Genomic DNA, 21,168 nt, shown 5'->3' with positions numbered 1-21,168 from the left:
AGCCTACTGCCGGTCCTCCGGAAACCTGATTTCGTAAATCCGCAGCGTCTCGGCGTTTTCGCCGAGCGTGACCGTGCCGTTCTGCCGGAATCCCAGGCCGAGGAGCAAACGGTGCGGGACGGCATTGTCCGGGTTGGTGATTGCGAGTACGCGCGGCAGGCGGAACCTGCTCCTGCCGATTTCGAGGACCGCCCTGGCCGCCTCCAGCGCATAGCCCTGGCCGCGATAGGCGGGCAGGAAGGCATAGCCGATATCGGGAGCGTCCAGCCCCTCGCGGCGAACGAGTCCGCTCACGCCGATTGTCGCGCCAGTCGCGTTTTCCTCGACAAGCCAGAGGCCGAAGCCGTGTTCGGCATATCCGGCACGGTAGCGCGTGGCGATATAGGAAGCGGCGTCCGCGATGCTGTGGATGTTGCGATCGCCGATGAAACGCAGGTAGTCGGGATCGTTCAGCAGGGCGAACATGAAGGCTGCGTCCGCGTCGGTCGCCTCGCGCAAAGAGAGGCGTTCGGTCTCCGCAACGACGCCGTTTCCGCTCATGATTTCGCCGCGACGCGGGCGGCGACCTGCAGGGCGACTTCCGGCACGGCGTCATAGGGAACGCGCTCGTCCGCCTTGCACAGGTCGTAGATGATGCAGCGGTGGCATTCCGGCTTGCGCGCCTTGCAGACATAGCGGCCGTGCAGGATCAGCCAGTGATGGGCGTGCAGGCGGAACTCGTCCGGCACGATGCGCTCCATCGCCTTTTCCACTTCCAGCGGCGTCTTGCCCGGCGCGATGCCGAGGCGGTTGCCGAGGCGGAAGAGGTGAGTGTCGACGGCGATCGTCGGTTCCCCGAACGCGATGTTGAGCACCACATTCGCCGTCTTGCGGCCGACGCCCGGCAATTTCTCCAGCGCTTCGCGGTCGCGCGGCACCTCGCCGCCATGCTCCTCGATCAATTGCTGTGACAGCGCGATGACGTTCTTCGCCTTGTTCTTGTAGAGCCCGATTGTGCGGATTTCCTCGCGCACCTTGTCCTCGCCGAGCGCCAGCATCTTTTCCGGCGTGTCCGCGATCTGGAACAGGTGGCGGGTCGCCTTGTTGACGCCGACATCAGTCGCCTGCGCCGACAGCACGACGGCGACCAGCAGGGTGAAGGCGTTGGTGTGGTCGAGCTCGCCCTTCGGCTCCGGATCCACCTCGTGGAAGCGGGCGAAGATCTCGTGGATCTCTTCCTTCGAATAGCGCGGCGCGGCCTTCCGTTTCGTCTTTTTCGCGGTCGGCGCCTTCGCCTTGGCCGGTTTGGCTTTTGCGGCACGTGGTGCTGGCGCGGTTTCCGCAGTCGCTTCGAGTTTACGTGTTTTCACGGATTTTCCGTTTCCCCTGAGCATCCCTCATCTATACTTAGGCCGTATGAGCGACGGCAATCCGAAAACAGATGGCGGCAATTCAAGCGCGTGCGAGGCGGAGTCCGAGCGCCCGTTCTTTTCTGCGCTGCTGACGCCATACCGATCGCTCGGCGCGCGCGGCTTCATGGTTCTGATGCTGGTGATCGGCGGCACCTGCTTCGTATCCGGCCTCGTCTTCATGGCGATCGGCGCCTGGCCCGTCGTCGGCTTCCTCGGCCTCGACGTGCTGCTGGTGTGGTTCGCCTTCCGCTGGAACTACCGCACGGGCCGGGCCTACGAGCAGGTCAGCGTTTCCCTGTCCGAGATTGTCATCCGCAAGGTCAGCCATTACGGCGAATTGCAGGAGTTCCGCTTCAATCCCGTCTGGGTCCGCCTTGCCATCGCCCGCGAAGAGGATGAAGGGGTTACCCGGATCACCCTCTTTTGCCGGGGCAAGGGCGTGCCGATCGGCGGCTTCCTCAATCCCGAGGACAGGACGAGCTTTGCCGGCGCGCTGCAGGCTGCCCTGGTGACGGCGAAATCCGGTCGCCTGCCCGCCGTCTAGCCTTCCCGTTTCATTGTGAGGCGTTGCTGCTTCAGCGCGTAAAGGGCGTCGAGCGCCTCGCGCGGCGTCATGTCGTCGGGATTGATCCCGTCGAGCGCTTCGCCTAGCAGGTCATCCAGGGGCGCGGCAGGCGCCGCGACCGGCGCGGCGGGGCGGGCGGCGAAGAGCGGCAGGTCGTCGATCAGCGACTGGGCCGGTGTCCTGCGGTCCTGCTCCTCAAGCTGGGTGAGAACCGCCCGCGCCCGTTCCACGACGGCCGCCGGCAGGCCGGCCAGCTTGGCGACCTGGATGCCATAGGAGCGGTCGGCCGCACCGTGTACGATCTCGTGCAGGAATATGACATCGCCCTGCCACTCCTTGACCTTTACTGTTGCATTGACCAACCGCGGAAGGCGCGCCGATAGCGCGGTCAGCTCGTGATAATGGGTGGCGAACAGGCCGCGCGAGCGATTGACCTGGTGCAGGTGTTCGATCGCCGCCCAGGCGATGGACAACCCGTCGAACGTGGCCGTGCCGCGACCGATCTCGTCCAGGATCACCAGCGAGCGCGGCCCGGCCTGGTTGAGGATCGCCGCCGTTTCCACCATCTCGACCATGAAGGTCGAGCGGCCGCGCGCCAGGTCGTCCGCCGCGCCGACGCGGGAGAACAGGCGGTCGACGACGCCGATATGGGCCGATCGGGCCGGCACGAACGAGCCGGCCTGCGCGAGCACGGCGATCAGGGCGTTCTGCCGCAGGAAGGTCGATTTGCCGGCCATGTTGGGACCGGTGATCAGCCAGATTCGGCCGGCCTGTTCGGCCTTTTCTCCCGCTTCCGGGCCGAGATCCGCATCGTTGGCGACGAATGGGTCGCCGCCCTGCCTGCGCAAGGCCTGCTCCACCACCGGGTGGCGACCGCCTTCGATGGAGAAGGCCAGGCTTTCGTCGACCTTCGGCCGGCTGTATCCCTCGGATTCGGCAAGCGTTGCCAGTGCATTGGCCACGTCGAGGGCGGCGAGCGCATCGGCGGCCTGCTTGATCGCGTCGCCCGCCGCGATGACCTCGCCGGCGAGACGGTCGAAGATCTCGAGTTCGAGCGCAAGCGCCCGTTCGCCCGCGCTGGCGATGCGCGCTTCGAGCTCGCCAAGCGCCGTGGTGGTGAAACGCATGGCGCCAGCCATGGTCTGGCGATGAATGAAGCGGCCGGGATCCTCGGTTAGGGCGGTCGCCTGCGCCGTCGGGGTCTCGATGAACCAGCCGAGCACGTTGTTGTGCTTGATCTTCAGCGAGCGCAGGCCGAGTTCCTCGGAGAGGTCCGACTGCATGCGCGCGATCACCCGGCGGCTGTCGTCGCGCAGCCGACGCAATTCGTCGAGTTCCTCAAGATAGCCCTCGGCGACAAAGCCGCCGTCGCGCTTCAGCAACGGCAGTTCCAGGTCAAGCGCGCGGGCCAGCTCCTGGCCAAGCGTATAGGGTGCGCGAAGCAGGCGTTCGCTGGCGTCCTCGATTTCGCCGGGAAGATTGTCGTGCTGACCCAGATGGCGGGCAATGGCGCGCGCCGTCGAAATTCCCTCCGACAAGGCGGCGAGATCGCGCGGGCCGCCGCGATTGAGCGCGAGGCGCGACAGGGCGCGGGCCATGTCGGGTGCCGCCTTCAGATATTCGCGCAGCCGTTCGCGCAGGAAGGTTTCGCCAAGGAAGAAGTCCACGGCGTCGAGCCGGCGCTGGATTTCCGGAACGTCGGTCAGCGGGCCGGCGAGGCGCGAGGCGAAAAGGCGGGAGCCGGCACCGGTCACCGTGCGGTCGATGGCGGAAAGCAAAGAGCCCGACCTGTCGCCGGACAGCGTGCGCATCAGTTCCAGATTGGCCCGTGTCGCGGGATCGATGAGCATGCGACTGGCGCCGCCCTCGCGCATGGGCGGGTCGAGCGGCGGGCGCTCGCCCATCTGCGTCTTTTCGACATAGGCAAGCGCGCCCGCGGCGGCCGACAGTTCGGCGCGCGAGAAAGTGCCGAAGCCGTCGAGCGTCTTCACACCGAAATAGCGGGACAGCCTGTCGCCGGCGGTCGACCCGTCGAACAGGGCGCGTGGCACCGGCGACAGAGAGGCGGGGAGTTCCTCGATCATCCGCCGGAACGCAGGATCGTCCAGCAGGTGATCGGCCACGACCAGCTCGCGCGGATCGATGCGGGCAAGGTCGGCGGCAAGCGTTGCCGCATCGCTCTCGCCGACACGAAAGGCGCCGGTCGAGATGTCGATCCAGGCAAGGCCATAGGCGGCCCCATCGTCTAGCGAGCCACCGCGGGCCCGCGTCAGCGCCAGCAGGAAGTTGGACTGGCCCGCTTCCAGCAGGCGTTCCTCGGTGAGCGTGCCGGGGGTGACGAGGCGGATGACATCGCGGCGGACGACGGATTTCGAGCCGCGCTTCTTGGCCTCGGCCGGATCCTCGACCTGTTCGCAGACCGCGACGCGATGGCCGAGACCAATCAGCTTCTGCAGGTAATCGTCGGCGGCGTGGACAGGCACGCCGCACATCGGGATATCCTCGCCCAGATGCTTGCCACGCTTGGTCAGCGTGATGCCAAGCGCGCGCGAGGCGATCTCCGCGTCCTCGAAGAAAAGCTCGTAGAAATCGCCCATGCGATAGAAGAGCAGGCTGCCCGGATTGGCGCCCTTGATCTCCAGAAACTGGGCCATCATCGGCGTCACGCGGGCGTCTGCCGGATCCGGACTGCTGCTTGCGGGCGAGGATGGGCTGCCGCCGGCCATGGCTGCGGGCTGATCCTGATCGAGATTGTGCATGGGATCGACCCTAGCAAAACCCTCTCGTTTTTTCATGAGTGCTTCGCCCTCAAGTCAGCTTGAGCGCTTTATTTTCCGGGGATAAGGTGCCTTCCCCCCTCCGGTTCCATGGAACGCGGAAGAAGGGCGAAGCATGACAGGGAGACAGGAATGCCGGCGACGGACAAGACGGGCAAGAGCGGGGTCAGCTTCACCGAGCAGGAAGCCTTGCAGTTTCACCAGCAGGGGCGGCCGGGCAAGCTGGAAATTTCCCCGACCAAGCCGATGGCCACGCAGCGCGACCTGTCGCTGGCCTATTCGCCGGGCGTCGCCGTTCCCGTGAAGGCGATCGCCGAGGACCCGAGCCGTGCCTTCGACTACACCACGCGCGGCAATCTCGTCGCGGTCATCTCCAATGGCACGGCAATCCTCGGTCTCGGCAATCTGGGCGCGCTCGCCTCCAAGCCGGTGATGGAAGGCAAGGCGGTGCTGTTCAAGCGTTTCGCCGACGTCGATTCCATCGATCTTGAGGTGGATACGCAGGACGTTGACGCCTTCATCAATTCCGTGCGCTATCTCGGCCCCTCCTTCGGCGGCATCAATCTGGAAGACATCAAGGCGCCAGACTGCTTCATCATCGAAAGCCGGTTGCGCGAGCTCATGGACATTCCCGTCTTCCATGACGACCAGCACGGCACAGCCATCATCGCCGCGGCGGGCATGATCAATGCGCTGCACCTGACGGGCCGTGACATGAAGACGACGAAGGTCGTCTGCAACGGCGCGGGCGCGGCCGGCATCGCCTGTATCGAGCTGGTCAAGGCGATGGGCATTCCGCATGAAAACGTCATCCTCTGCGACACCAAGGGCGTGATCTACAAAGGCCGCGAAGAGGGCATGAACCAGTGGAAATCCGCCCATGCGGTGGAGACCAGCGCCCGCTCGCTCTACGATGCGCTGAAGGGCGCGGACGTCTTCCTCGGGGTGTCGGTGAAGGGCGCGCTGACGGAGGACATGGTGCGCGCGATGGCGCCGAACCCGATCATCTTCGCCATGGCCAACCCGGACCCGGAGATCACGCCGGAGGAAGTGGCGGCGATCCGTGAGGACGCCATCGTGGCGACAGGGCGTTCGGACTATCCGAACCAGGTCAACAACGTGCTCGGTTTCCCCTATATCTTCCGCGGCGCGCTCGACGTTCACGCGACGACGATCAACGACGCGATGAAGGTGGCCTGCGCCCAGGCGCTGGCTCTGCTGGCGCGCGAGGAAGTGCCGGACGAGGTGGCTGCGGCCTATCGCGGCAACCGGCCGAAATTCGGCCCGGACTACATTATTCCCGTGCCGTTCGATCCACGCCTCATCCACACCGTGCCGCCGGCGGTGGCGCAGGCCGCCATGGAATCCGGCGTCGCGCGCAAGCCGATCGTCGACATGGCCACCTACAGGAACCAGCTTTCGGCGCGCCGCGATCCGGTGGCCGGCACGCTGCAGCGCATTTTTTCCAAAGTGCGCCAGCAGCCCAAGCGCGTGGTCTTCGCCGAAGGCGAGGAAGAGCCGATGATCCGTGCGGCGGCGAGCTACGTGTCGCAGGGCCTCGGCCAGGCGATCCTGATCGGTCGCGAGGACGAGATCCGCGAGGCCGCAGGTACCGCCGGCGTCGATCTCAACCGTCCGGGCATCAGCATCCTGAACGCCCGCCTGTCGACCAAGAACCAAGACTATGCCGAGTTCCTCTATGGCCGGCTGCAGCGGCGTGGCTATCTCTTCCGCGACTGCCAGCGGCTGGTGAACAATGACCGCAACTACTGGGGCGCGATCATGGTGGCGCGCGGCGATGCGGATGCCATGGTCACCGGCATCACCCGCAACTACTCGGTCGTGCTGGATACGGTGCACAACTGTATCGACACCAAGCCGGGCCATCGGGTGATCGGCGTGTCTCTGGCGCTGTCGCGCGGGCGTACGGTGCTTGTCGCCGACACGGCGGTGATCGACATGCCGACTTCGGAAGAACTGGCCGATATCGCGGAAGAAGCGGCGCATGTCGCCCGCCGCCTTGGCTACGAGCCGCGGGTGGCGATGCTGGCCTATTCCACCTTCGGGCATCCGTCGGGCGAGCGTTCGGAGCGGGTTCGCGAGGCGGTCAAGATCCTCGACCGCCGCCGCGTCGACTTCGAATATGACGGCGAGATGGGAGCCGATATCGCGCTCAACATGGACAAGATGGCCGCCTATCCCTTCTGCCGGCTCAGCGGACCGGCCAACGTGCTGGTCATGCCGGCGTTCCACTCGGCCTCGATTTCCACCAAGATGCTGCAGGAACTCGGCGGCTCGACGGTGATCGGCCCGCTGCTCGTCGGCCTCGACAAGCCGGTGCAGATCGTGCCGATGGGCGCGAAGGACAGCGACATCGTCAATATGGCGGCGATCGCCGCCTACAATGTGACGTGAGCATCGCGCGCTGTCTCAACGGTCGCCGGAGGACATCCGGCGACCCATATAGATCGCATCCCGGCAGTCGGGTGCTCCATGGAATGTCTTTCGGATCATGACCAGGCCACTTATCAAGATCTGCGGGCTGTCGACGCCGCAAACGCTCGACGCGGCGCTCGATGCCGGGGCGGCGATGATCGGCCTCGTCTTTTTCGCGAAAAGCCCGCGCAATGTGCCGCTGGACCAGGCGGCGCGGCTGGCGGACCGGGCACGGGGCAAGGCGGAGATCGCGGCGCTGACGGTGGATGCGGATGACGGGCTGATCGCCGATATCATGCGTGAGGTGCGCCCCGACTGGCTGCAGCTGCATGGTTCCGAGACCCCGGAACGCTGCGCCGAATTGAAGGCGCGGCATGGGGTGAAGGTCATGAAGGCGCTGGGCGTCTCGCAAGCTACCGACGTCGAGAAGGCGGCCGGGTACGCGGGTGTCGTGGACAAGCTTCTGTTCGACGCCAAGCCGCCGAAGGATGCGGTCCTGCCGGGCGGCAACGGCGTTGCCTTCGACTGGACTTTGCTGAGAGGCCTTGACCTCGGGGTTCCGGTCATGCTTTCGGGGGGGCTCAATCCGCAGACGGTGGCCGAGGCGCTCCGCATATCGGGCGTGAACGAGGTCGATGTCTCTTCCGGGGTGGAGCGGGAGCGCGGCGTCAAGGACGAAACGCTGATCCGCGCCTTCATCGCCGAGGCGGAGCGCGCCGGAGAGGAAACGAGATAATGACGATGAAGCCCAATACTTTCCGCGCCGGACCGGATGAGCGTGGCCACTTCGGCATCTTCGGCGGCCGCTATGTCGCCGAAACGCTGATGCCGCTGATCCTCGACCTCGAGCAGGCCTACAAGGACGCCAAGGCCGATCCGGCCTATCAGGCCGAGATCGACGACCTCAACGCCCATTATACCGGCCGTCCCTCGCCGCTCTATTTCGCCGAGCGACTGACGGCGGAGTTGGGCGGGGCGAAGATCTATTTCAAGCGCGACGAGCTGAACCACACCGGCAGCCACAAGATCAACAACTGCCTCGGCCAGATCCTGCTGGCCAAGCGCATGGGCAAGACGCGCATCATCGCCGAGACGGGCGCCGGCCAGCACGGCGTGGCGACGGCAACGGTCTGCGCGCGCTTCGGCCTTCCCTGCGTCGTCTACATGGGCAAGACGGACGTGGAGCGACAGAAGCCCAACGTCTTCCGCATGAAGCTTCTCGGCGCGGAGATCGTGCCGGTGACGGCGGGCGCCGGCACGCTGAAGGACGCGATGAACGAGGCGCTGCGCGACTGGGTGACCAATGTCGACAGCACCTACTACCTGATCGGCACGGCCGCCGGCCCGCACCCCTATCCGGAGATGGTGCGCGACTTCCAGGCGGTGATCGGCAAGGAAGTGAAAGAGCAGATGCTCGCCGCCGAAGGCCGTCTGCCCGACGCGCTGGTGGCGGCGGTCGGCGGCGGATCGAACGCGATCGGCCTGTTCCACCCCTTCCTCGACGATCCGTCGGTGAGGATCTACGGCGTGGAAGCCGGCGGGCGCGGCCTTGAAGGCAACGAACATTGCGCCTCGCTCAACGCCGGCAAGCCCGGCGTGCTGCATGGCAACCGCACCTACCTGCTGCAGGACGACGACGGCCAGATCCTGGAAGGTCATTCGATCTCGGCCGGTCTCGACTATCCCGGCATCGGACCCGAACATTCCTGGCTGAAGGAAACCGGCCGGGTTGACTACGTCCCGGCGACCGATGACGAGGCGCTTGCCGCTTTCCAGCTTCTGACCAAGGTGGAAGGCATCATTCCGGCGCTGGAGCCGGCGCATGCGCTCGCCCATGTCATCAAGCTGGCGCCGACAATGGACAAGGACCAGATCATCGTCATGAACCTGTGCGGCCGCGGCGACAAGGACGTCTTCACCGTCGGCAAGATGCTGGGCTTCGATCTCTGAAGCCGGCGGCATTCGACAGGTACGGGACCAAGTTCAAGAGGATTTCACCAGCATGCCGGATTCCAGGATCGATCGCCGCTTCGCGGCCGTGAAGGCGGCCGGGCGACCGGCACTCGTCACCTTCATCACCGCCGGCGATCCGGATCTCGAAACGTCGCAGGCAATCCTCGATGCGCTGCCGGGCGCGGGCGCCGACGTGATCGAGATCGGCATGCCGTTCTCCGATCCGATGGCGGAGGGCGTGCCGATCCAGCTGGCCACGCAGCGCGCCCTGAAGGGCGGCCAGACCATGGCGAAGACGCTTTCCATGGTACGCAGGTTCCGGGAAAGGGACGCCGATACGCCGATCGTGCTGATGGGCTACTACAACCCGATCTATGTGCGCGATCCCAAGGCTTTCGTGAAGGAGGCGAAGGATGCGGGCGTCGACGGCCTGATCGTGGTGGACATCCCGCCGGAGGCCGACGACGAGCTGTGCATTCCGGCGCTGGAGGGGGGGCTCAACTTCATTCGCCTTGCCACGCCGACCACCGACGACAAGCGGCTGCCGGCCGTTCTCGCCAATACATCGGGCTTCGTCTATTATGTGTCGATCACCGGGATCACCGGCTCGGCTTCGCCCGACGCGGGCAAGGTGTCCGCAGCCGTTTCGCGGATCAAGCGCCATACCGATCTGCCCGTGGCGGTGGGCTTCGGCGTGAAGACCGGAGACCAGGCGGCGGAAATCGGCAGGAGCGCCGATGGCGTGGTGGTGGGGTCCGTGCTGGTTGAGGCGATCAGGGCGAGCCTCGACGCGCACGGCAGGGCGACCGGCGGGACGGTCGGTGCGGTGACGGACCTGGTCAGGGAAATCGCTTCGGGTGTGGCTCGGGCGAAGCGGGGCTGACGAGCCCCCTTTGCATCTGCTAGAACGCTTCTGATTTCGAAATCAACGGACGGACCAAGCCTTGAACTGGATCAACAACGTCGTTCGGCCGAAGATCCGCAGCTTCCTCGTGAAGCGCGACACTCCGGACAATCTCTGGATCAAGTGCCCCGAGACGGGCGAGATGGTGTTCCATCGCGACCTGGAGGCCAACCAGTGGGTTGTCCCGAATTCCGGCCATCACATGCGCATGCCCTCGCGCAGGCGCCTGGAGCATTTCTTCGACGGCGGGACCTTCGATACGGTGCCGACGCCGGAAGTCGCGGTCGATCCGCTGAAATTCCGTGACGAAAAGCGCTATATCGACCGCCTGAAGGATGCCCGCAGCAAGACCAACCTGGAAGACGCCGTGCTTGTCGCGCGCGGCCGGCTGAAGGGTGCGCCGATCACCGTGGCGATCCAGGATTTCGCCTTCATGGGCGGGTCGCTGGGCATGGCGGCGGGCGAAGCCGTGCTGAAGGGCATGGAAACCGCCGTTGCCGACAAGACGCCGTTCGTGCTGTTTGCCGCCTCGGGCGGCGCCCGCATGCAGGAAGGCATCCTGTCGCTGATGCAGATGCCGCGCACGACGGTGGGCGTCCAGATGCTGCGCGAAGCGAAGCTGCCCTATATCGTGGTGCTGACCAACCCGACCACCGGCGGCGTCACCGCCTCCTACGCGATGCTGGGCGACGTGCACATCGCCGAGCCGGGAGCTCTGATCGGCTTCGCCGGACCGCGCGTCATCGAGCAGACCATCCGCGAGAAGCTTCCCGAGCGCTTCCAGACGGCCGAATACCTGCTGGAGCACGGCATGGTCGACATGGTCGTCCATCGTCATCAGCTTGGCGAAACCATCGCCCGCCTCTGCGGCATCCTGCTGAAGCGCAACGTCGATGTGCCGAGCGTGGAGGAAATGCAGCACGAGCCCGCGCCGCGCGTCGACGAAGACCTGATCGAGGCGCCCAAGGCGGCCGAATAACCGGCCCGCTCTCCCAGGATCGTAGCCGGCTGGAAACGCCATGGATCAGGTGACGGCAATCCTCGACCGGCTGCTTGCGCTGCATCCGCGCGAGATAGACCTGTCTCTCGGCCGTATCGAGCGGCTGCTGGCGGCGCTGGGCAATCCGGAACGCCGCCTGCCCCCGGTGATCCATGTCACCGGCACGAACGGCAAGGGATCGACCACGGCGACGATGCGCGCGATCCTCGAGGCCTCCGGCGCCCGCGTGCATGTCTATACGTCGCCGCATCTCGTCACCTTCAACGAGCGCATCCGTCTCGCAGGGCGTATCGTCGACGATGCACGGCTGATCGATGCGCTCGACCGGTGCGAGCGGGCGAACGGCGCGGAAGAAATCACCTTCTTCGAAATCACGACGGCCGCCGCCTTCCTGCTCTTCGCCGAGGAGCCCGCCGACTATCTGCTGCTTGAGGTAGGGCTCGGCGGCAGGCTCGACGCGACCAATGTGATCGACAAGCCCCTGGTCAGCGTCATCACACCGCTGTCGATGGATCACGAGCGCTATCTCGGCGCCTCGCTCGCCGAAATCGCGGAGGAAAAGGCGGGGATCATCAAGCGCGGCGTGCCGGTGGTCACGGCCGCCCAGGACGATGTCGCGTTCGACGTCATCATGCGCACCGCGGCCCGTCTGGGCGCGCCGCTGACGGTCTTCGGGCAGGACTTCACGGCCTATGAGGAGCACGGGCGGCTGGTCTTCCAGCATGAGACCGGCCTGCTTGACCTGCCAAGGCCTCATCTCGCCGGCCATCACCAGACTGTAAACGCAGGACTTGCCATCGCGGCACTGGCGGCGGCTTCATGCCTTCCCGCCATCGAAGCCGTCGAAAGAGGCCTTGCAACGGTCGACTGGCCGGCGCGGCTGCAGCTTCTCACGCACGGGCCGCTCGTTGACGACTGTCCTGTGGGCGCGGAAGTCTGGCTCGACGGCGGCCACAATCCCGGCGCGGGCGTTGCGATTGCCGCTTTCATGGGGGAGCAGGAAGAACGCAGCCCGCGCCCCCTCTATCTCGTCTGCGGCATGCTGAAGACGAAGGATCCGGTCGGTTTCTTCCGGCCGTTCCATGGCCTCGCGCGGCATGTGGCCTGCGTGCCGCTGACGACGAGCAATGCGGGACGCGATCCCTTCGATCTGGCGGATTGCGCGCGGGCGGCTTCGCTGGAAGCGACGCCTTTCGAGAGCCTCGATGGCGCGCTGGCCGATATCCGCGCCTGTTCGCAAAAGGATGGCGAGGCGCCGCGTATTCTCATCTGCGGTTCGCTCTATCTCGCCGGAGAGATCCTGGCGCGCAACGGCATGGCGCCGAAATAGATCGTCGAAACTGCTAGGGCCAATCGACATTCGGGATTTGGCGTGCGGTATGAGCAAAAATTGCACAGATTTAGGAGCGAAACCGCAGGAAGGAGCGGCCCCTTTCAAGGTTTCGCGACGCCAAGATGGGTGATTTTGCCATATCCCTTCGGGACGCGGCGGATTTCGGCCCTGAATGCGTTGAAGAGCCCTTGTGGTGGCCTGCACCACGGCGGCCTCTTCGCCTGTTCAGAGCCGAAATCCGGCACGCGCCGCACCCGAAACCTGAATGTCGATTGGCCCTAGAGCTTGCGCAGCGCCACTTCCTCGATGGCGTGACTTGCCCCCTTGGTCAGGATCAGGTCCGCGCGCGGGCGCGTCGGCAGGATATTGTCGTGCAGGTTGACCAGGTTGATGTGGGTCCACAGATCCTCGCCGATCCGCAGCGCTTCCCCATCCTCGATCAGCGAATAGCGATGGAAATAGGAGCCGGGATCGCGGAAGGCGGTCTCCCGCAACCGCATGAAGCGCGCCATGTACCAGTCGTGCAGCACCGCCTCGTCGGCATCGATATAGATCGAGAAGTCGAAGAAATCCGACACGAAGGGGACCGCCTTGGCATCCTTCGGCAGGTTGGAGGTCTGCAGCACGTTGAGCCCCTCCAGGATCAGGATATCGGGGCGATCGACTGTGACATGCTGGCCCGGCATCACGTCGTAGTAGAAATGCGAGTAGACGGGTGCCTTGACGTTCCGCTTGCCTGCCTTGATGTCGGACAGGAACTTGAGCAGGGCCGGCCGGTCGTAGCTTTCCGGAAAGCCCTTGCGGCGCATCAGGCCCTGCGTTTCCAGCACCGAATTGGGATGCAGGAAGCCGTCGGTCGTCACCAGGTCGACCTTGGGGCTCGCCGGCCAGCGGGCCAGCAACGCCTGCAGCAGACGCGCCGTGGTCGATTTTCCGACCGCGACCGAGCCGGCAATGCCGATGACGAAGGGATTCTTGCGGTCGTTCTTGCCCAGGAAGCGGCTGGTCGCCGCGTGCAGGCCGAGCGTTGCCTCCACATAGAAGGACAGCAGGCGCGACAGCGGCAGGTAGATCGATTCAACCTGTGCCAGCGAAACGGGATCGTTGAGGCTCTGCAACCTCTTCACGTCCGCCGCCGTCAGGGTCATCGGCGTGTCGGCGCGCAGGCGGCTCCATTCGGCCTCGCTGAAGGTGCGATAAGGCGACAGATCCAGCTCCGCGCTTGCGCCAAGCGTCTTGTCCATGCTGCCAAGGCTCCAGAAACGGCCTGCAGGCAAAGCCTATTGCGCTGGCCGTGATGCCTTCTCCTCCAGGCCCGTCCGGCCTGTCCGGCTTTCCAGTTCCGCCATGACCTCGCCGAGCGACAGGTCCGTGGCGCGCAGGAGCACGAGAAGGTGGTAGAGCAGGTCCGCCGCCTCGCCCTTCAACTCCTGCCTGTCGCCCTTGACCGCGGCGATGGCGGCTTCGACCGCCTCTTCGCCGACCTTCTGGGCAATCTTCGCGACGCCTTTGTCCATCAGCTTGCGCGTATAGGACATGGCGTCGTCGCTTGCCGCGCGCCGGGCGATAATGCGGTCGAGATCGGTAAGTGTGAACTCGGTCATTGGTCTGATATCCCCGGCTCGACCGTCGCTACGCGTCGAGCCGCATCGCGATGCCGGCGGCGGCCATGTGTTCTTTGGCCTCGTGGATCGTGTAGGTGCCGAAGTGGAAGATCGAGGCGGCGAGAACCGCCGTGGCATGTCCGTCGCGAATGCCTTCCACCATGTGCTCCAGCGCGCCGACGCCCCCCGAGGCGATAACCGGTACGGGCACGGCATCGGCGATCGCTCGCGTCAGGGCGATATTATAGCCTGCCTTGGTACCGTCGCGATCCATGGAGGTGACAAGCAGCTCGCCGGCGCCCAGCTCGACGACCTTCCTGGCGAATTCCACCGCGTCAATACCGGTGGCGTTGCGGCCGCCATGAGTGAATATCTCGAAGCGCTCCGGCTCGCCCGCCGCGTTAACCTGCTTGGCGTCGATGGAGACGACAATGCATTGCGAGCCGAATTTCTTGGCCGCGTGGCGGACGAAATCAGGCTCCTTCACCGCCGCGGTGTTGATGGAAACCTTGTCGGCGCCGGCGATCAGCAGTCGGCGGATATCCTCCACGCTGCGGACGCCGCCCCCCACGGTCAGCGGCATGAAGCAGGCCTCGGCCGTCCGTCGCACCACGTCGAAGATCGTGTCGCGTCCCTCGTGGCTTGCCGTGATGTCGAGGAAGCAGAGCTCGTCGGCGCCGGCCGCGTCATAGGCCTTGGCGGCCTCCACCGGGTCGCCGGCATCCACCAGGTCGACGAAGTTCACACCCTTCACCACCCGGCCGTCCTTGACGTCCAGACATGGAATGACGCGGGCCTTCAAGGTCACGGCTGTTCCTCTCGCTGATTGGCGGCAGCTTTAAACATTCGGCGTCTATTAGCAAAAAAGTTTTTGCCGTGCAGCGAATTCGGCCGAAGCGTCGACGGAATATCAGCTTTCGACTACCTCGATCTCCCTCGGACAGAAGATCGCATGGAGGCTTTCCAGCACGGCATGCGCCTCCGGCGAGGCGAGGCGATAATAGATTGTCTGGCCGTCGCGCCTTGTGGCGACAAGCCCTTTCGCCCGCAGTTTCGCCAGATGCTGGGAAAGCGCGGATTGGCTCAGGCCCACGCGCTCTGCGAGTTCGCCCACCGGAACTTCCCTGTCGAGCAGCTGGCAAAGGACGAGCAGACGCTTTGCATTGGCCATGCTCGTCAGCAACCCCGCAGCCATTTCCGCTTTATTTTCGAGTTCATGAATATTCATGTTTGATAAATTAGCACATTCGCATATATTGTCGAAAATGAATTTTGCGGATCCTGTCGTAAAATGCGGCGGGTCCCTACGGACGGAGGCTCCCATGACGGAGTTCACACCCCTTCTCTCCGCTCTTGGCGGAGTGATGATCGGCCTGGCGGCGGTGCTGCTGATGGCCTTCAACGGGCGCATTGCCGGCATCAGCGGCATCCTGGGCGGCCTGCTGCCGCCTTCGCCCGCATCCGATCGCGCCTGGCGCGTCGCCTTTCTGGCCGGAATGGTCGCGGCGCCACTGGCCTATGCGGTCTTCTCCGGCGGCATGCCGGAAATCCAGGTGCCGATGAGCATGCCGCTGCTCGCCGTCGGTGGCCTCATCGTCGGCTCCGGCCTTGCCTACAGCTCCGGCTGCACCTCCGGTCACGGCGTGTGCGGCATCGCCCGGCTGTCGCCGCGCTCCATCGTGGCCACGCTGACCTTCATGGCGACGACCGCCGTCACGGTCTTCATCGTGCGTCACGTCTTCGGCGCATAAGGAGGCAGGATCATGTTGCGCATTTTCACCGTTTTCGCGATCGGCCTGCTGTTCGGCCTCGGCATCATCGTATCGGGTATGGCAAATCCGGCGAAGGTGCTGAATTTCTTCGATGTAGCCGGCACGTGGGATCCCAGTCTCGCATTCGTGATGGGCGGCGCGCTGGCTGTGACGGCTATCGGCTACCGGTTCGTCTTCCGTATGCCGCATCCCTTCCAGGCTAATGCGTTCGCCTTGCCGGCGATCAAGGCGATCGACCTGCGTCTGGTCGGCGGAGCGGCGGTTTTCGGCGTCGGCTGGGGCCTTTCCGGCTTCTGTCCGGGTGGCGTGATCCCGGCGCTCGGCATCGGGCGGACGGAGCCCGCCATCTTCGTCGCGGCCCTTGTCGTGGGCATGATGGCGGCTAAGGCTTTCGATGCGTCACGCTCGGCGGCCCGCCATTCGGCACTTGAACGTCATGACGCCTTGCCGGAAAATTGAGCCGCAGGAGGACGCCATGTCCGCAACGACCTATCCCATCGACATGTCGAGGAAACCTGAAGTCACGGCTTTCTTCGACGCCCCGACCAACACGATCTCCTATGTCGTGAAGGATCCGGACTCCAATGCCTGCGCCGTCGTCGACAGCGTGATGGACATCGACTACGCCGCCGGCCGCATCAGCCATGAATCCGCCGACCGGGTCATCGATTTCATCCGCCAGCGGGGCCTGAAGCTGGAGTGGCTGATCGAGACCCACGTCCATGCCGATCATCTTTCGGGCGCGCCCTATATCCAGGACAAGCTTGGCGGCAGGCTCGGCATCGGCGACAAGATCACGGTGGTGCAGGAAACCTTCGGCAAGATCTTCAACGAAGGCACCGAGTTCCAGCGCGACGGATCGCAGTTCGACCGGCTGTTCAGGGACGGCGATACCTACACTATCGGCGGACTGACCTGCTTTGCCATGCACACGCCCGGCCATACCCCGGCCTGCATGACCCATGTGATCGGCGACGCGGCCTTTGTCGGCGATACGCTTTTCATGCCTGACGGCGGCACGGCGCGGGCGGATTTCCCGGGCGGCGACGCACGCGAGCTCTATCGCTCGATCAAGAAGGTGCTGGCGCTTCCAAGCGAAATGCGGCTCTTCATGTGCCATGACTACGGTCCGAACGGCCGCGATATTCGCTGGGAAACGACGGTTGCCGAAGAGCGGGACAACAACATCCACGTCCGCGACGGTGTGAGCGAGGACGAGTTCGTGCGCATGCGCACCGAGCGCGACGCGACGCTCGCCATGCCTCGCCTCATCATTCCCTCCATTCAAGTCAATATGCGCGCCGGCCACCTGCCGCCCAAGGACGACAGCGGCAAAACCTACCTGAAGGTTCCCGTCAACAGCCTCTGATTGCTATCGCGGCGCGCGTCGTGGAAAATGGCGGTGGCCGGCTCGACCGGCCACCGCAATGACCTTCCCCGGCCGCCGGTGCGAAAACCGGGCGGACGCCAAGCTCACGGATTGCCCCACATGGATATCAGACGCCTTACCGCCACCCTTTCCGTCGCGCCCCAGGTCCAGGCGGAAGATATGGCGGAACTCGCCGCGCTCGGCTTCAAGACGGTCATCTGCAACAGGCCGGACGGCGAGGACGCCGGGCAGCCTTCGGCCGATGCGGTCAGGGATGCGGCGCTGGCAGCGGGCCTTGCCTATCATCATCAGCCGGTGATTTCGGGCGGCGTGACCGAGGATGACGGCGTCGCTTTCGGTGAGCTGATGAGCCAGGTGGAAAAGCCCGTACTCGCCTATTGCCGGACAGGCACGCGCTGCACCGCGCTCTGGGCGATCTCTCAGGCCGAAAGCCAGCCGGCGCAGGACATTCTCGATACCGCCCTTGAGGCCGGATATCAGCTCGAGGGCCTGAGGCCTCTCCTCCAACGCAGGGCCGGGCGGTAAGTTCGCTCGAACATATCGATGTTGAAGCGTTACCTGCCGATCCTCGAGTGGGGTCGCGCCTATGATCGCGACGATGCCGTCAATGACCTGATGGCGGCGGTGATCGTCACGATCATGCTGATCCCGCAGTCGCTGGCCTACGCGCTGCTGGCCGGCCTGCCGCCGGAAATCGGTCTCTACGCTTCCATTCTTCCGCTTGCCGCCTATGCGCTTTTCGGCACCAGCCGGGCACTTGCCGTCGGTCCGGTGGCCGTCGTCTCGCTGATGACGGCCTCTGCCGTCGGCGAGCTTGCCGCGCAGGGCAGCGCCGAATATCTCGGCGCGGCGATAGCGCTGGCCTTTTTGTCCGGCCTCATGCTGGCCGTCATGGGGCTGCTCAGGCTGGGCTTTCTCGCCAACCTGCTCAGCCATCCGGTGATTTCCGGCTTCATCACAGCAAGCGGCATCATCATCGCGGCCAGCCAGCTCAAGCATATCCTCGGCGTGAAGTCGGGCGGCCACAATCTCCTGCAGATCCTTGGCGGTCTTCTGGAAAATGTCGCCAATATCAACTGGGTAACGATGGCGATCGGCGTTCCCGTCACCCTGTTCCTTTTCTGGGTGCGCAAGGGCCTGAAGCCTTTCCTGATCGCCCGGGGGGTGCGCCCGCGGCTGGCCGATATCGCCGCGAAGACCGGGCCCGTGGTCGCCGTCGCGGCAACAACGGCCCTTGCCGCCGGGCTGGCCTTGCAGGCCTATGGCGTGAAGCTCGTCGGCTCGATCCCGGGCGGATTGCCGGCGCCCACCCTGCCGCCCCTCGATCCCGAGCTCTGGACCAAGCTTGCGATCCCCGCACTGCTGATTTCCGTGGTCGGCTTCGTGGAATCCGTTTCCGTCGCCCAGACCCTCGCGGCCAAGAAGCGGCAGCGGATCGTGCCGGACCAGGAGCTGATCGGCCTCGGCGCCGCCAATATGGCCTCGGCGATTTCCGGCGGCTATCCGGTGACGGGCGGTTTCGCGCGCTCCGTCGTCAATTTCGATGCCGGCGCGGCGACGCCGGCTGCCGGCGCCTTCACTGCTATCGGCATCGCGCTCGCAACGCTGTTCCTGACGCCGTTCCTCGCCAGCCTGCCGGAGGCAACCCTTGCGGCGACGATCATCGTCGCCGTGCTGTCGCTGGTCGATCTCGGCGCCATCCGCCGGGTCTGGGCCTATTCGAAGAGCGATTTCGCGGCGATGGCCGCCACCATCCTGCTGACGCTCTCCCTTGGCGTGGAGGCTGGCATCGTCGCCGGCGTGGCCCTTTCGGTAGCGCTCTATCTCTACCGCACCTCGCGCCCGCACATGGCGGTGGTCGGCATCGTTCCGGGCACGGAGCATTTCCGCAATATCCATCGCCACCAGGTGGTTACCGGCCGCAAGGTGCTGACCATCCGGGTGGACGAAAGCCTCTTCTTCGCCAACAGCCGCTATCTGGAGGACCGGATCTACGAGATGGTCGCCGCGCGGCCCGAACTGAAGCATGTCGTCTTGATGTGCACGGCGGTCAACGAGATCGACGCCTCCGCCTTCGAGAGCCTGGAGGAGATCAATCGCAGGCTCGGCGATTCCGGCGTCTCGTTCCATCTTTCGGAAGTAAAGGGGCCGGTGATGGACCGGCTGGAGCGAACCGATTTCCTGCACCACCTGACCGGGCGCGTGTTCCTCACCCAGTATGACGCCTTTTGCGCGCTCGATCCCGATACGGCGCATATCTCCGAGGCGCGCACGCCGAAAAAGCGCGCAGCGGGCGGCTTCTGGCACGGGCCGGAAATCTGACTGTTATTGCACCGCAAAAAGAAAATCTTTGACAAAGTGCGCCTTCTCCCGCAAAAGGATCGCGCACGGTGCCCGACTCATTGCAGCGTGACTGGCCCTCTCTCCGGACGAATGTCCGCGACGGGCCGGGCTTTCCGGGCGCCATCCCATCAAAGTTTCATGCAGGTCCCCTTCACGCGGGATCTGGTTCGACCGGTGAGCGCCGCAATTCCCGTTGCGCGCGAGAACCCGGCAATAACCGTTTGCGGTCCGTAGCGGCCGCTTCCCTTGAAAGAGATATCTTGACCGATTTCACATCCCTCGGCCTTGCCAGGCCGATCCTCCTTGCGCTTTCCGAGGCCGACTACGGCGAACCGACGCCGATCCAGGCCCAGGCGATCCCGCTGGTGCTGGAAGGCCGCGACCTGCTCGGCATCGCCCAGACAGGTACCGGCAAGACGGCCGCCTTCTCCCTGCCGATGATCGACAGGCTGATCGCCAGCAACGTCCGTCCGAGCCCGCGTGGCGTGCGCGGCCTGGTATTGGCCCCAACGCGCGAACTGGCCGACCAGATCGCCAAGAACGTACGCAAATATTCCTCCAAGGCCCGCTTCAACGTGAATGTCGTGATCGGCGGCGTGCCGATCACCCGCCAGATGCGCATGCTCAGTCGTGGTCTCGATATCCTCGTCGCCACTCCGGGCCGTCTGCTCGATCTCTACGACCGGCAGGCCGTTCATTTCGACGATCTCGAATTCTTCGTGCTCGACGAAGCAGACCAGATGATGGATCTCGGCTTCATCCACGCGCTGAAGCGGATCGCCGCCCTGCTGCCGGAGGACCGGCAGTCGCTGTTCTTCTCCGCGACGATGCCGAAAACGATCGCCGAGCTTGCCGGCCAGTTCCTGAAGGATCCGGCCGAGGTTGCGGTGACGCCTGTCGCCTCCACCGTCGAGCGCGTGTCGCAGGCCGTCGCGCATGTGGCGCCGGGCCGCAAGCCGTCGGTCCTCGGCAAGATCCTCAACGCAGAGGACGTCACCCGGGCCATCGTCTTTACCCGCACCAAGCGTGGTGCGGACAAAGTGGCGCGCGGGCTTGAGGAAGCGGGCATCGGGGCCGCGGCCATTCACGGCAACAAGAGCCAGAGCCAGCGGCAGAAGACGCTGGCCGGCTTTTCGAACGGCCGCCTCAAGGTTCTGGTGGCGACCGATATCGCCGCACGTGGCATCGATGTCGGCGGCGTCAGCCATGTGGTGAATTACGAAATGCCGGATGTGGCGGAGACCTATGTCCACCGCATCGGGCGCACGGCGCGCGCCGGGGCCGACGGTATCGCCATTTCCCTCGTCAGCGCCGATGAGCGGCATCTGCTGCGCGCGGTCGAACGGCTGACGAAGCAGCAGGTGGCGATCCTGCCCGGCCATGAACCCCAACCGGGCGAGGAACGCGAGGAGCAGCGTCGTCCCGGCGGTCGTGGCGGTGCGGGCCAGCGCCAGCAAAAGGGTCCGGCCGGGCGCGGCGGTGCCGCTGCCGCACGTCCGCACAAGGGGAACGGCCAGAGGCCGCGCAAGCCCGATGGCGAGGGACGTTCCTTCGGCGAGCGCGCTGAAGGCGGCCAGGGCGGCCCGAAGCGCTTCTCGGCGGGCGCGAACGAGGGCAGGTCCCGCAAGAGTGCTTCGTCCGGCCAGTCCCAGAGGCATTCGCGCGGCGAAAACCGCTAACCGCCAGGCCCGGTCGCCATT

The 21,168-nt window shown here is 65.1% G+C and carries 20 protein-coding genes; 13 read left to right on the top strand and 7 right to left on the bottom strand.

The genetic code is table 11. The features are described from left to right. Positions 1–3: 3 nt before the first annotated feature. On the bottom strand, positions 4–540 hold the full coding sequence (locus H2509_RS17380) for a GNAT family N-acetyltransferase (RefSeq protein ID WP_182167655.1): 537 nt from the start codon (positions 538–540) through the stop codon (positions 4–6). After that, on the bottom strand, positions 537–1,373 hold the full coding sequence (gene nth, locus H2509_RS17375; RefSeq protein WP_182167654.1) for an endonuclease III: 837 nt from the start codon (positions 1,371–1,373) through the stop codon (positions 537–539). The genes H2509_RS17380 and nth overlap by 4 nt, the downstream gene beginning before the upstream one ends. Before the next feature lie 22 nt (positions 1,374–1,395). Between nth and H2509_RS17370 the strand changes: the two genes are divergently transcribed. Beyond that, on the top strand, positions 1,396–1,935 hold the full coding sequence (locus H2509_RS17370) for a DUF2244 domain-containing protein (RefSeq protein WP_182167653.1): 540 nt from the start codon (positions 1,396–1,398) through the stop codon (positions 1,933–1,935). On the opposite strand, the gene mutS is transcribed toward H2509_RS17370, so the two are convergent. Beyond that, positions 1,932–4,682, bottom strand: a complete 2,751-nt coding sequence (gene mutS / locus H2509_RS17365) for a DNA mismatch repair protein MutS (RefSeq protein WP_408022689.1) — start codon at positions 4,680–4,682, stop codon at positions 1,932–1,934. The genes H2509_RS17370 and mutS overlap by 4 nt on opposite strands. Before the next feature lie 183 nt (positions 4,683–4,865). Between mutS and H2509_RS17360 the strand changes: the two genes are divergently transcribed. The 6 genes from H2509_RS17360 (at position 4,866) to H2509_RS17335 (ending at position 12,356) form a co-directional block, all read left to right on the top strand. Then, positions 4,866–7,148 (top strand): NADP-dependent malic enzyme, encoded by a 2,283-nt coding sequence (locus H2509_RS17360; RefSeq protein ID WP_182167651.1) that lies wholly within the window; start codon positions 4,866–4,868, stop codon positions 7,146–7,148. Positions 7,149–7,245: 97 nt separating this feature from the next. Next, positions 7,246–7,905: a phosphoribosylanthranilate isomerase gene (locus H2509_RS17355; RefSeq protein WP_182167649.1), complete on the top strand. Its 660-nt coding sequence runs from the start codon at positions 7,246–7,248 to the stop codon at positions 7,903–7,905. After that, the gene (gene trpB, locus H2509_RS17350; protein ID WP_182167646.1) at positions 7,905–9,119 is read left to right on the top strand and encodes a tryptophan synthase subunit beta; all 1,215 of its coding nucleotides are present in this window, start codon (positions 7,905–7,907) and stop codon (positions 9,117–9,119) included. The genes H2509_RS17355 and trpB overlap by 1 nt, the downstream gene beginning before the upstream one ends. A 52-nt stretch (positions 9,120–9,171) precedes the next feature. Further along, the gene (gene trpA / locus H2509_RS17345) at positions 9,172–10,005 is read left to right on the top strand and encodes a tryptophan synthase subunit alpha (RefSeq protein WP_182167644.1); all 834 of its coding nucleotides are present in this window, start codon (positions 9,172–9,174) and stop codon (positions 10,003–10,005) included. 61 nt (positions 10,006–10,066) lie between these two features. Beyond that, entirely contained in the window at positions 10,067–11,005 is a 939-nt protein-coding gene (accD, locus tag H2509_RS17340) for an acetyl-CoA carboxylase, carboxyltransferase subunit beta (protein ID WP_182167642.1), read from the top strand. Positions 11,006–11,045: 40 nt separating this feature from the next. After that, on the top strand, positions 11,046–12,356 hold the full coding sequence (locus tag H2509_RS17335) for a bifunctional folylpolyglutamate synthase/dihydrofolate synthase (protein ID WP_182167640.1): 1,311 nt from the start codon (positions 11,046–11,048) through the stop codon (positions 12,354–12,356). A gap of 281 nt (positions 12,357–12,637) precedes the next feature. Here H2509_RS17335 and coaA read toward each other — a convergent pair whose 3' ends face one another. The 4 genes from coaA to H2509_RS17315 form a co-directional block, all read right to left on the bottom strand. Beyond that, complete coding sequence (gene coaA, locus H2509_RS17330; RefSeq protein ID WP_182167637.1) at positions 12,638–13,603, bottom strand: type I pantothenate kinase; 966 nt, start codon at positions 13,601–13,603, stop codon at positions 12,638–12,640. Positions 13,604–13,639: 36 nt separating this feature from the next. Beyond that, positions 13,640–13,963 carry a phosphoribosyl-ATP diphosphatase gene (locus tag H2509_RS17325; protein WP_182167635.1) on the bottom strand — a complete coding sequence of 108 codons (324 nt, stop codon included), beginning with the start codon at positions 13,961–13,963 and terminating at the stop codon, positions 13,640–13,642. Between the two features lie 28 nt (positions 13,964–13,991). Further along, positions 13,992–14,771 carry an imidazole glycerol phosphate synthase subunit HisF gene (hisF, locus tag H2509_RS17320; protein WP_182167633.1) on the bottom strand — a complete coding sequence of 260 codons (780 nt, stop codon included), beginning with the start codon at positions 14,769–14,771 and terminating at the stop codon, positions 13,992–13,994. Positions 14,772–14,873: 102 nt separating this feature from the next. Next, on the bottom strand, positions 14,874–15,158 hold the full coding sequence (locus H2509_RS17315) for an ArsR/SmtB family transcription factor (protein ID WP_235975058.1): 285 nt from the start codon (positions 15,156–15,158) through the stop codon (positions 14,874–14,876). Positions 15,159–15,285: 127 nt separating this feature from the next. Between H2509_RS17315 and H2509_RS17310 the strand changes: the two genes are divergently transcribed. The 6 genes from H2509_RS17310 to H2509_RS17285 all read left to right on the top strand — a co-directional run bounded on the left by H2509_RS17310 (position 15,286) and on the right by H2509_RS17285 (position 21,147). Beyond that, positions 15,286–15,714, top strand: coding sequence for a YeeE/YedE family protein (locus H2509_RS17310; RefSeq protein WP_182167629.1), 429 nt, complete (start codon positions 15,286–15,288; stop codon positions 15,712–15,714). Between the two features lie 15 nt (positions 15,715–15,729). After that, a complete protein-coding gene (locus H2509_RS17305) occupies positions 15,730–16,194 on the top strand; it encodes a YeeE/YedE family protein (RefSeq protein WP_182167809.1) in 465 nt (154 codons plus the stop codon). Between the two features lie 16 nt (positions 16,195–16,210). Beyond that, positions 16,211–17,104, top strand: a complete 894-nt coding sequence (locus H2509_RS17300; RefSeq protein WP_182167627.1) for an MBL fold metallo-hydrolase — start codon at positions 16,211–16,213, stop codon at positions 17,102–17,104. A 120-nt stretch (positions 17,105–17,224) separates the two neighbouring features. Next, positions 17,225–17,650, top strand: coding sequence for a TIGR01244 family sulfur transferase (locus H2509_RS17295; RefSeq protein ID WP_182167625.1), 426 nt, complete (start codon positions 17,225–17,227; stop codon positions 17,648–17,650). Between the two features lie 18 nt (positions 17,651–17,668). Continuing rightward, positions 17,669–19,447 (top strand): SulP family inorganic anion transporter, encoded by a 1,779-nt coding sequence (locus H2509_RS17290; protein ID WP_209002024.1) that lies wholly within the window; start codon positions 17,669–17,671, stop codon positions 19,445–19,447. A 281-nt stretch (positions 19,448–19,728) separates the two neighbouring features. After that, positions 19,729–21,147, top strand: coding sequence for a DEAD/DEAH box helicase (locus H2509_RS17285; RefSeq protein WP_182167623.1), 1,419 nt, complete (start codon positions 19,729–19,731; stop codon positions 21,145–21,147). Positions 21,148–21,168: the final 21 nt, after the last annotated feature.

The organism is Stappia albiluteola (genome assembly GCF_014050225.1).
GTDB lineage: Bacteria > Pseudomonadota > Alphaproteobacteria > Rhizobiales > Stappiaceae > Hongsoonwoonella > Hongsoonwoonella albiluteola.
This window is presented reverse-complemented; position numbering and strand designations above follow the sequence as displayed.

Excerpts from the sequence above, each read along its gene's own strand:
- H2509_RS17355 (WP_182167649.1), top strand. The coding sequence starts at position 7,246 with ATGACCAGGCCACTTATCAAGATCTGCGGGCTGTCGACGCCGCAAACG.
- H2509_RS17360 (WP_182167651.1), top strand. The coding sequence starts at position 4,866 with ATGCCGGCGACGGACAAGACGGGCAAGAGCGGGGTCAGCTTCACCGAG.
- trpA (WP_182167644.1), top strand. The coding sequence starts at position 9,172 with ATGCCGGATTCCAGGATCGATCGCCGCTTCGCGGCCGTGAAGGCGGCC.
- H2509_RS17295 (WP_182167625.1), top strand. The coding sequence starts at position 17,225 with ATGGATATCAGACGCCTTACCGCCACCCTTTCCGTCGCGCCCCAGGTC.
- H2509_RS17370 (WP_182167653.1), top strand. The coding sequence starts at position 1,396 with ATGAGCGACGGCAATCCGAAAACAGATGGCGGCAATTCAAGCGCGTGC.
- H2509_RS17290 (WP_209002024.1), top strand. The coding sequence starts at position 17,669 with ATGTTGAAGCGTTACCTGCCGATCCTCGAGTGGGGTCGCGCCTATGAT.
- trpB (WP_182167646.1), top strand. The coding sequence starts at position 7,905 with ATGACGATGAAGCCCAATACTTTCCGCGCCGGACCGGATGAGCGTGGC.
- H2509_RS17300 (WP_182167627.1), top strand. The coding sequence starts at position 16,211 with ATGTCCGCAACGACCTATCCCATCGACATGTCGAGGAAACCTGAAGTC.
- nth (WP_182167654.1), bottom strand. The coding sequence starts at position 1,373 with ATGCTCAGGGGAAACGGAAAATCCGTGAAAACACGTAAACTCGAAGCG.
- H2509_RS17310 (WP_182167629.1), top strand. The coding sequence starts at position 15,286 with ATGACGGAGTTCACACCCCTTCTCTCCGCTCTTGGCGGAGTGATGATC.
- H2509_RS17315 (WP_235975058.1), bottom strand. The coding sequence starts at position 15,158 with ATGGCTGCGGGGTTGCTGACGAGCATGGCCAATGCAAAGCGTCTGCTC.
- H2509_RS17380 (WP_182167655.1), bottom strand. The coding sequence starts at position 540 with ATGAGCGGAAACGGCGTCGTTGCGGAGACCGAACGCCTCTCTTTGCGC.
- coaA (WP_182167637.1), bottom strand. The coding sequence starts at position 13,603 with ATGGACAAGACGCTTGGCGCAAGCGCGGAGCTGGATCTGTCGCCTTAT.
- H2509_RS17335 (WP_182167640.1), top strand. The coding sequence starts at position 11,046 with ATGGATCAGGTGACGGCAATCCTCGACCGGCTGCTTGCGCTGCATCCG.
- mutS (WP_408022689.1), bottom strand. The coding sequence starts at position 4,682 with ATGGCCGGCGGCAGCCCATCCTCGCCCGCAAGCAGCAGTCCGGATCCG.
- H2509_RS17325 (WP_182167635.1), bottom strand. The coding sequence starts at position 13,963 with ATGACCGAGTTCACACTTACCGATCTCGACCGCATTATCGCCCGGCGC.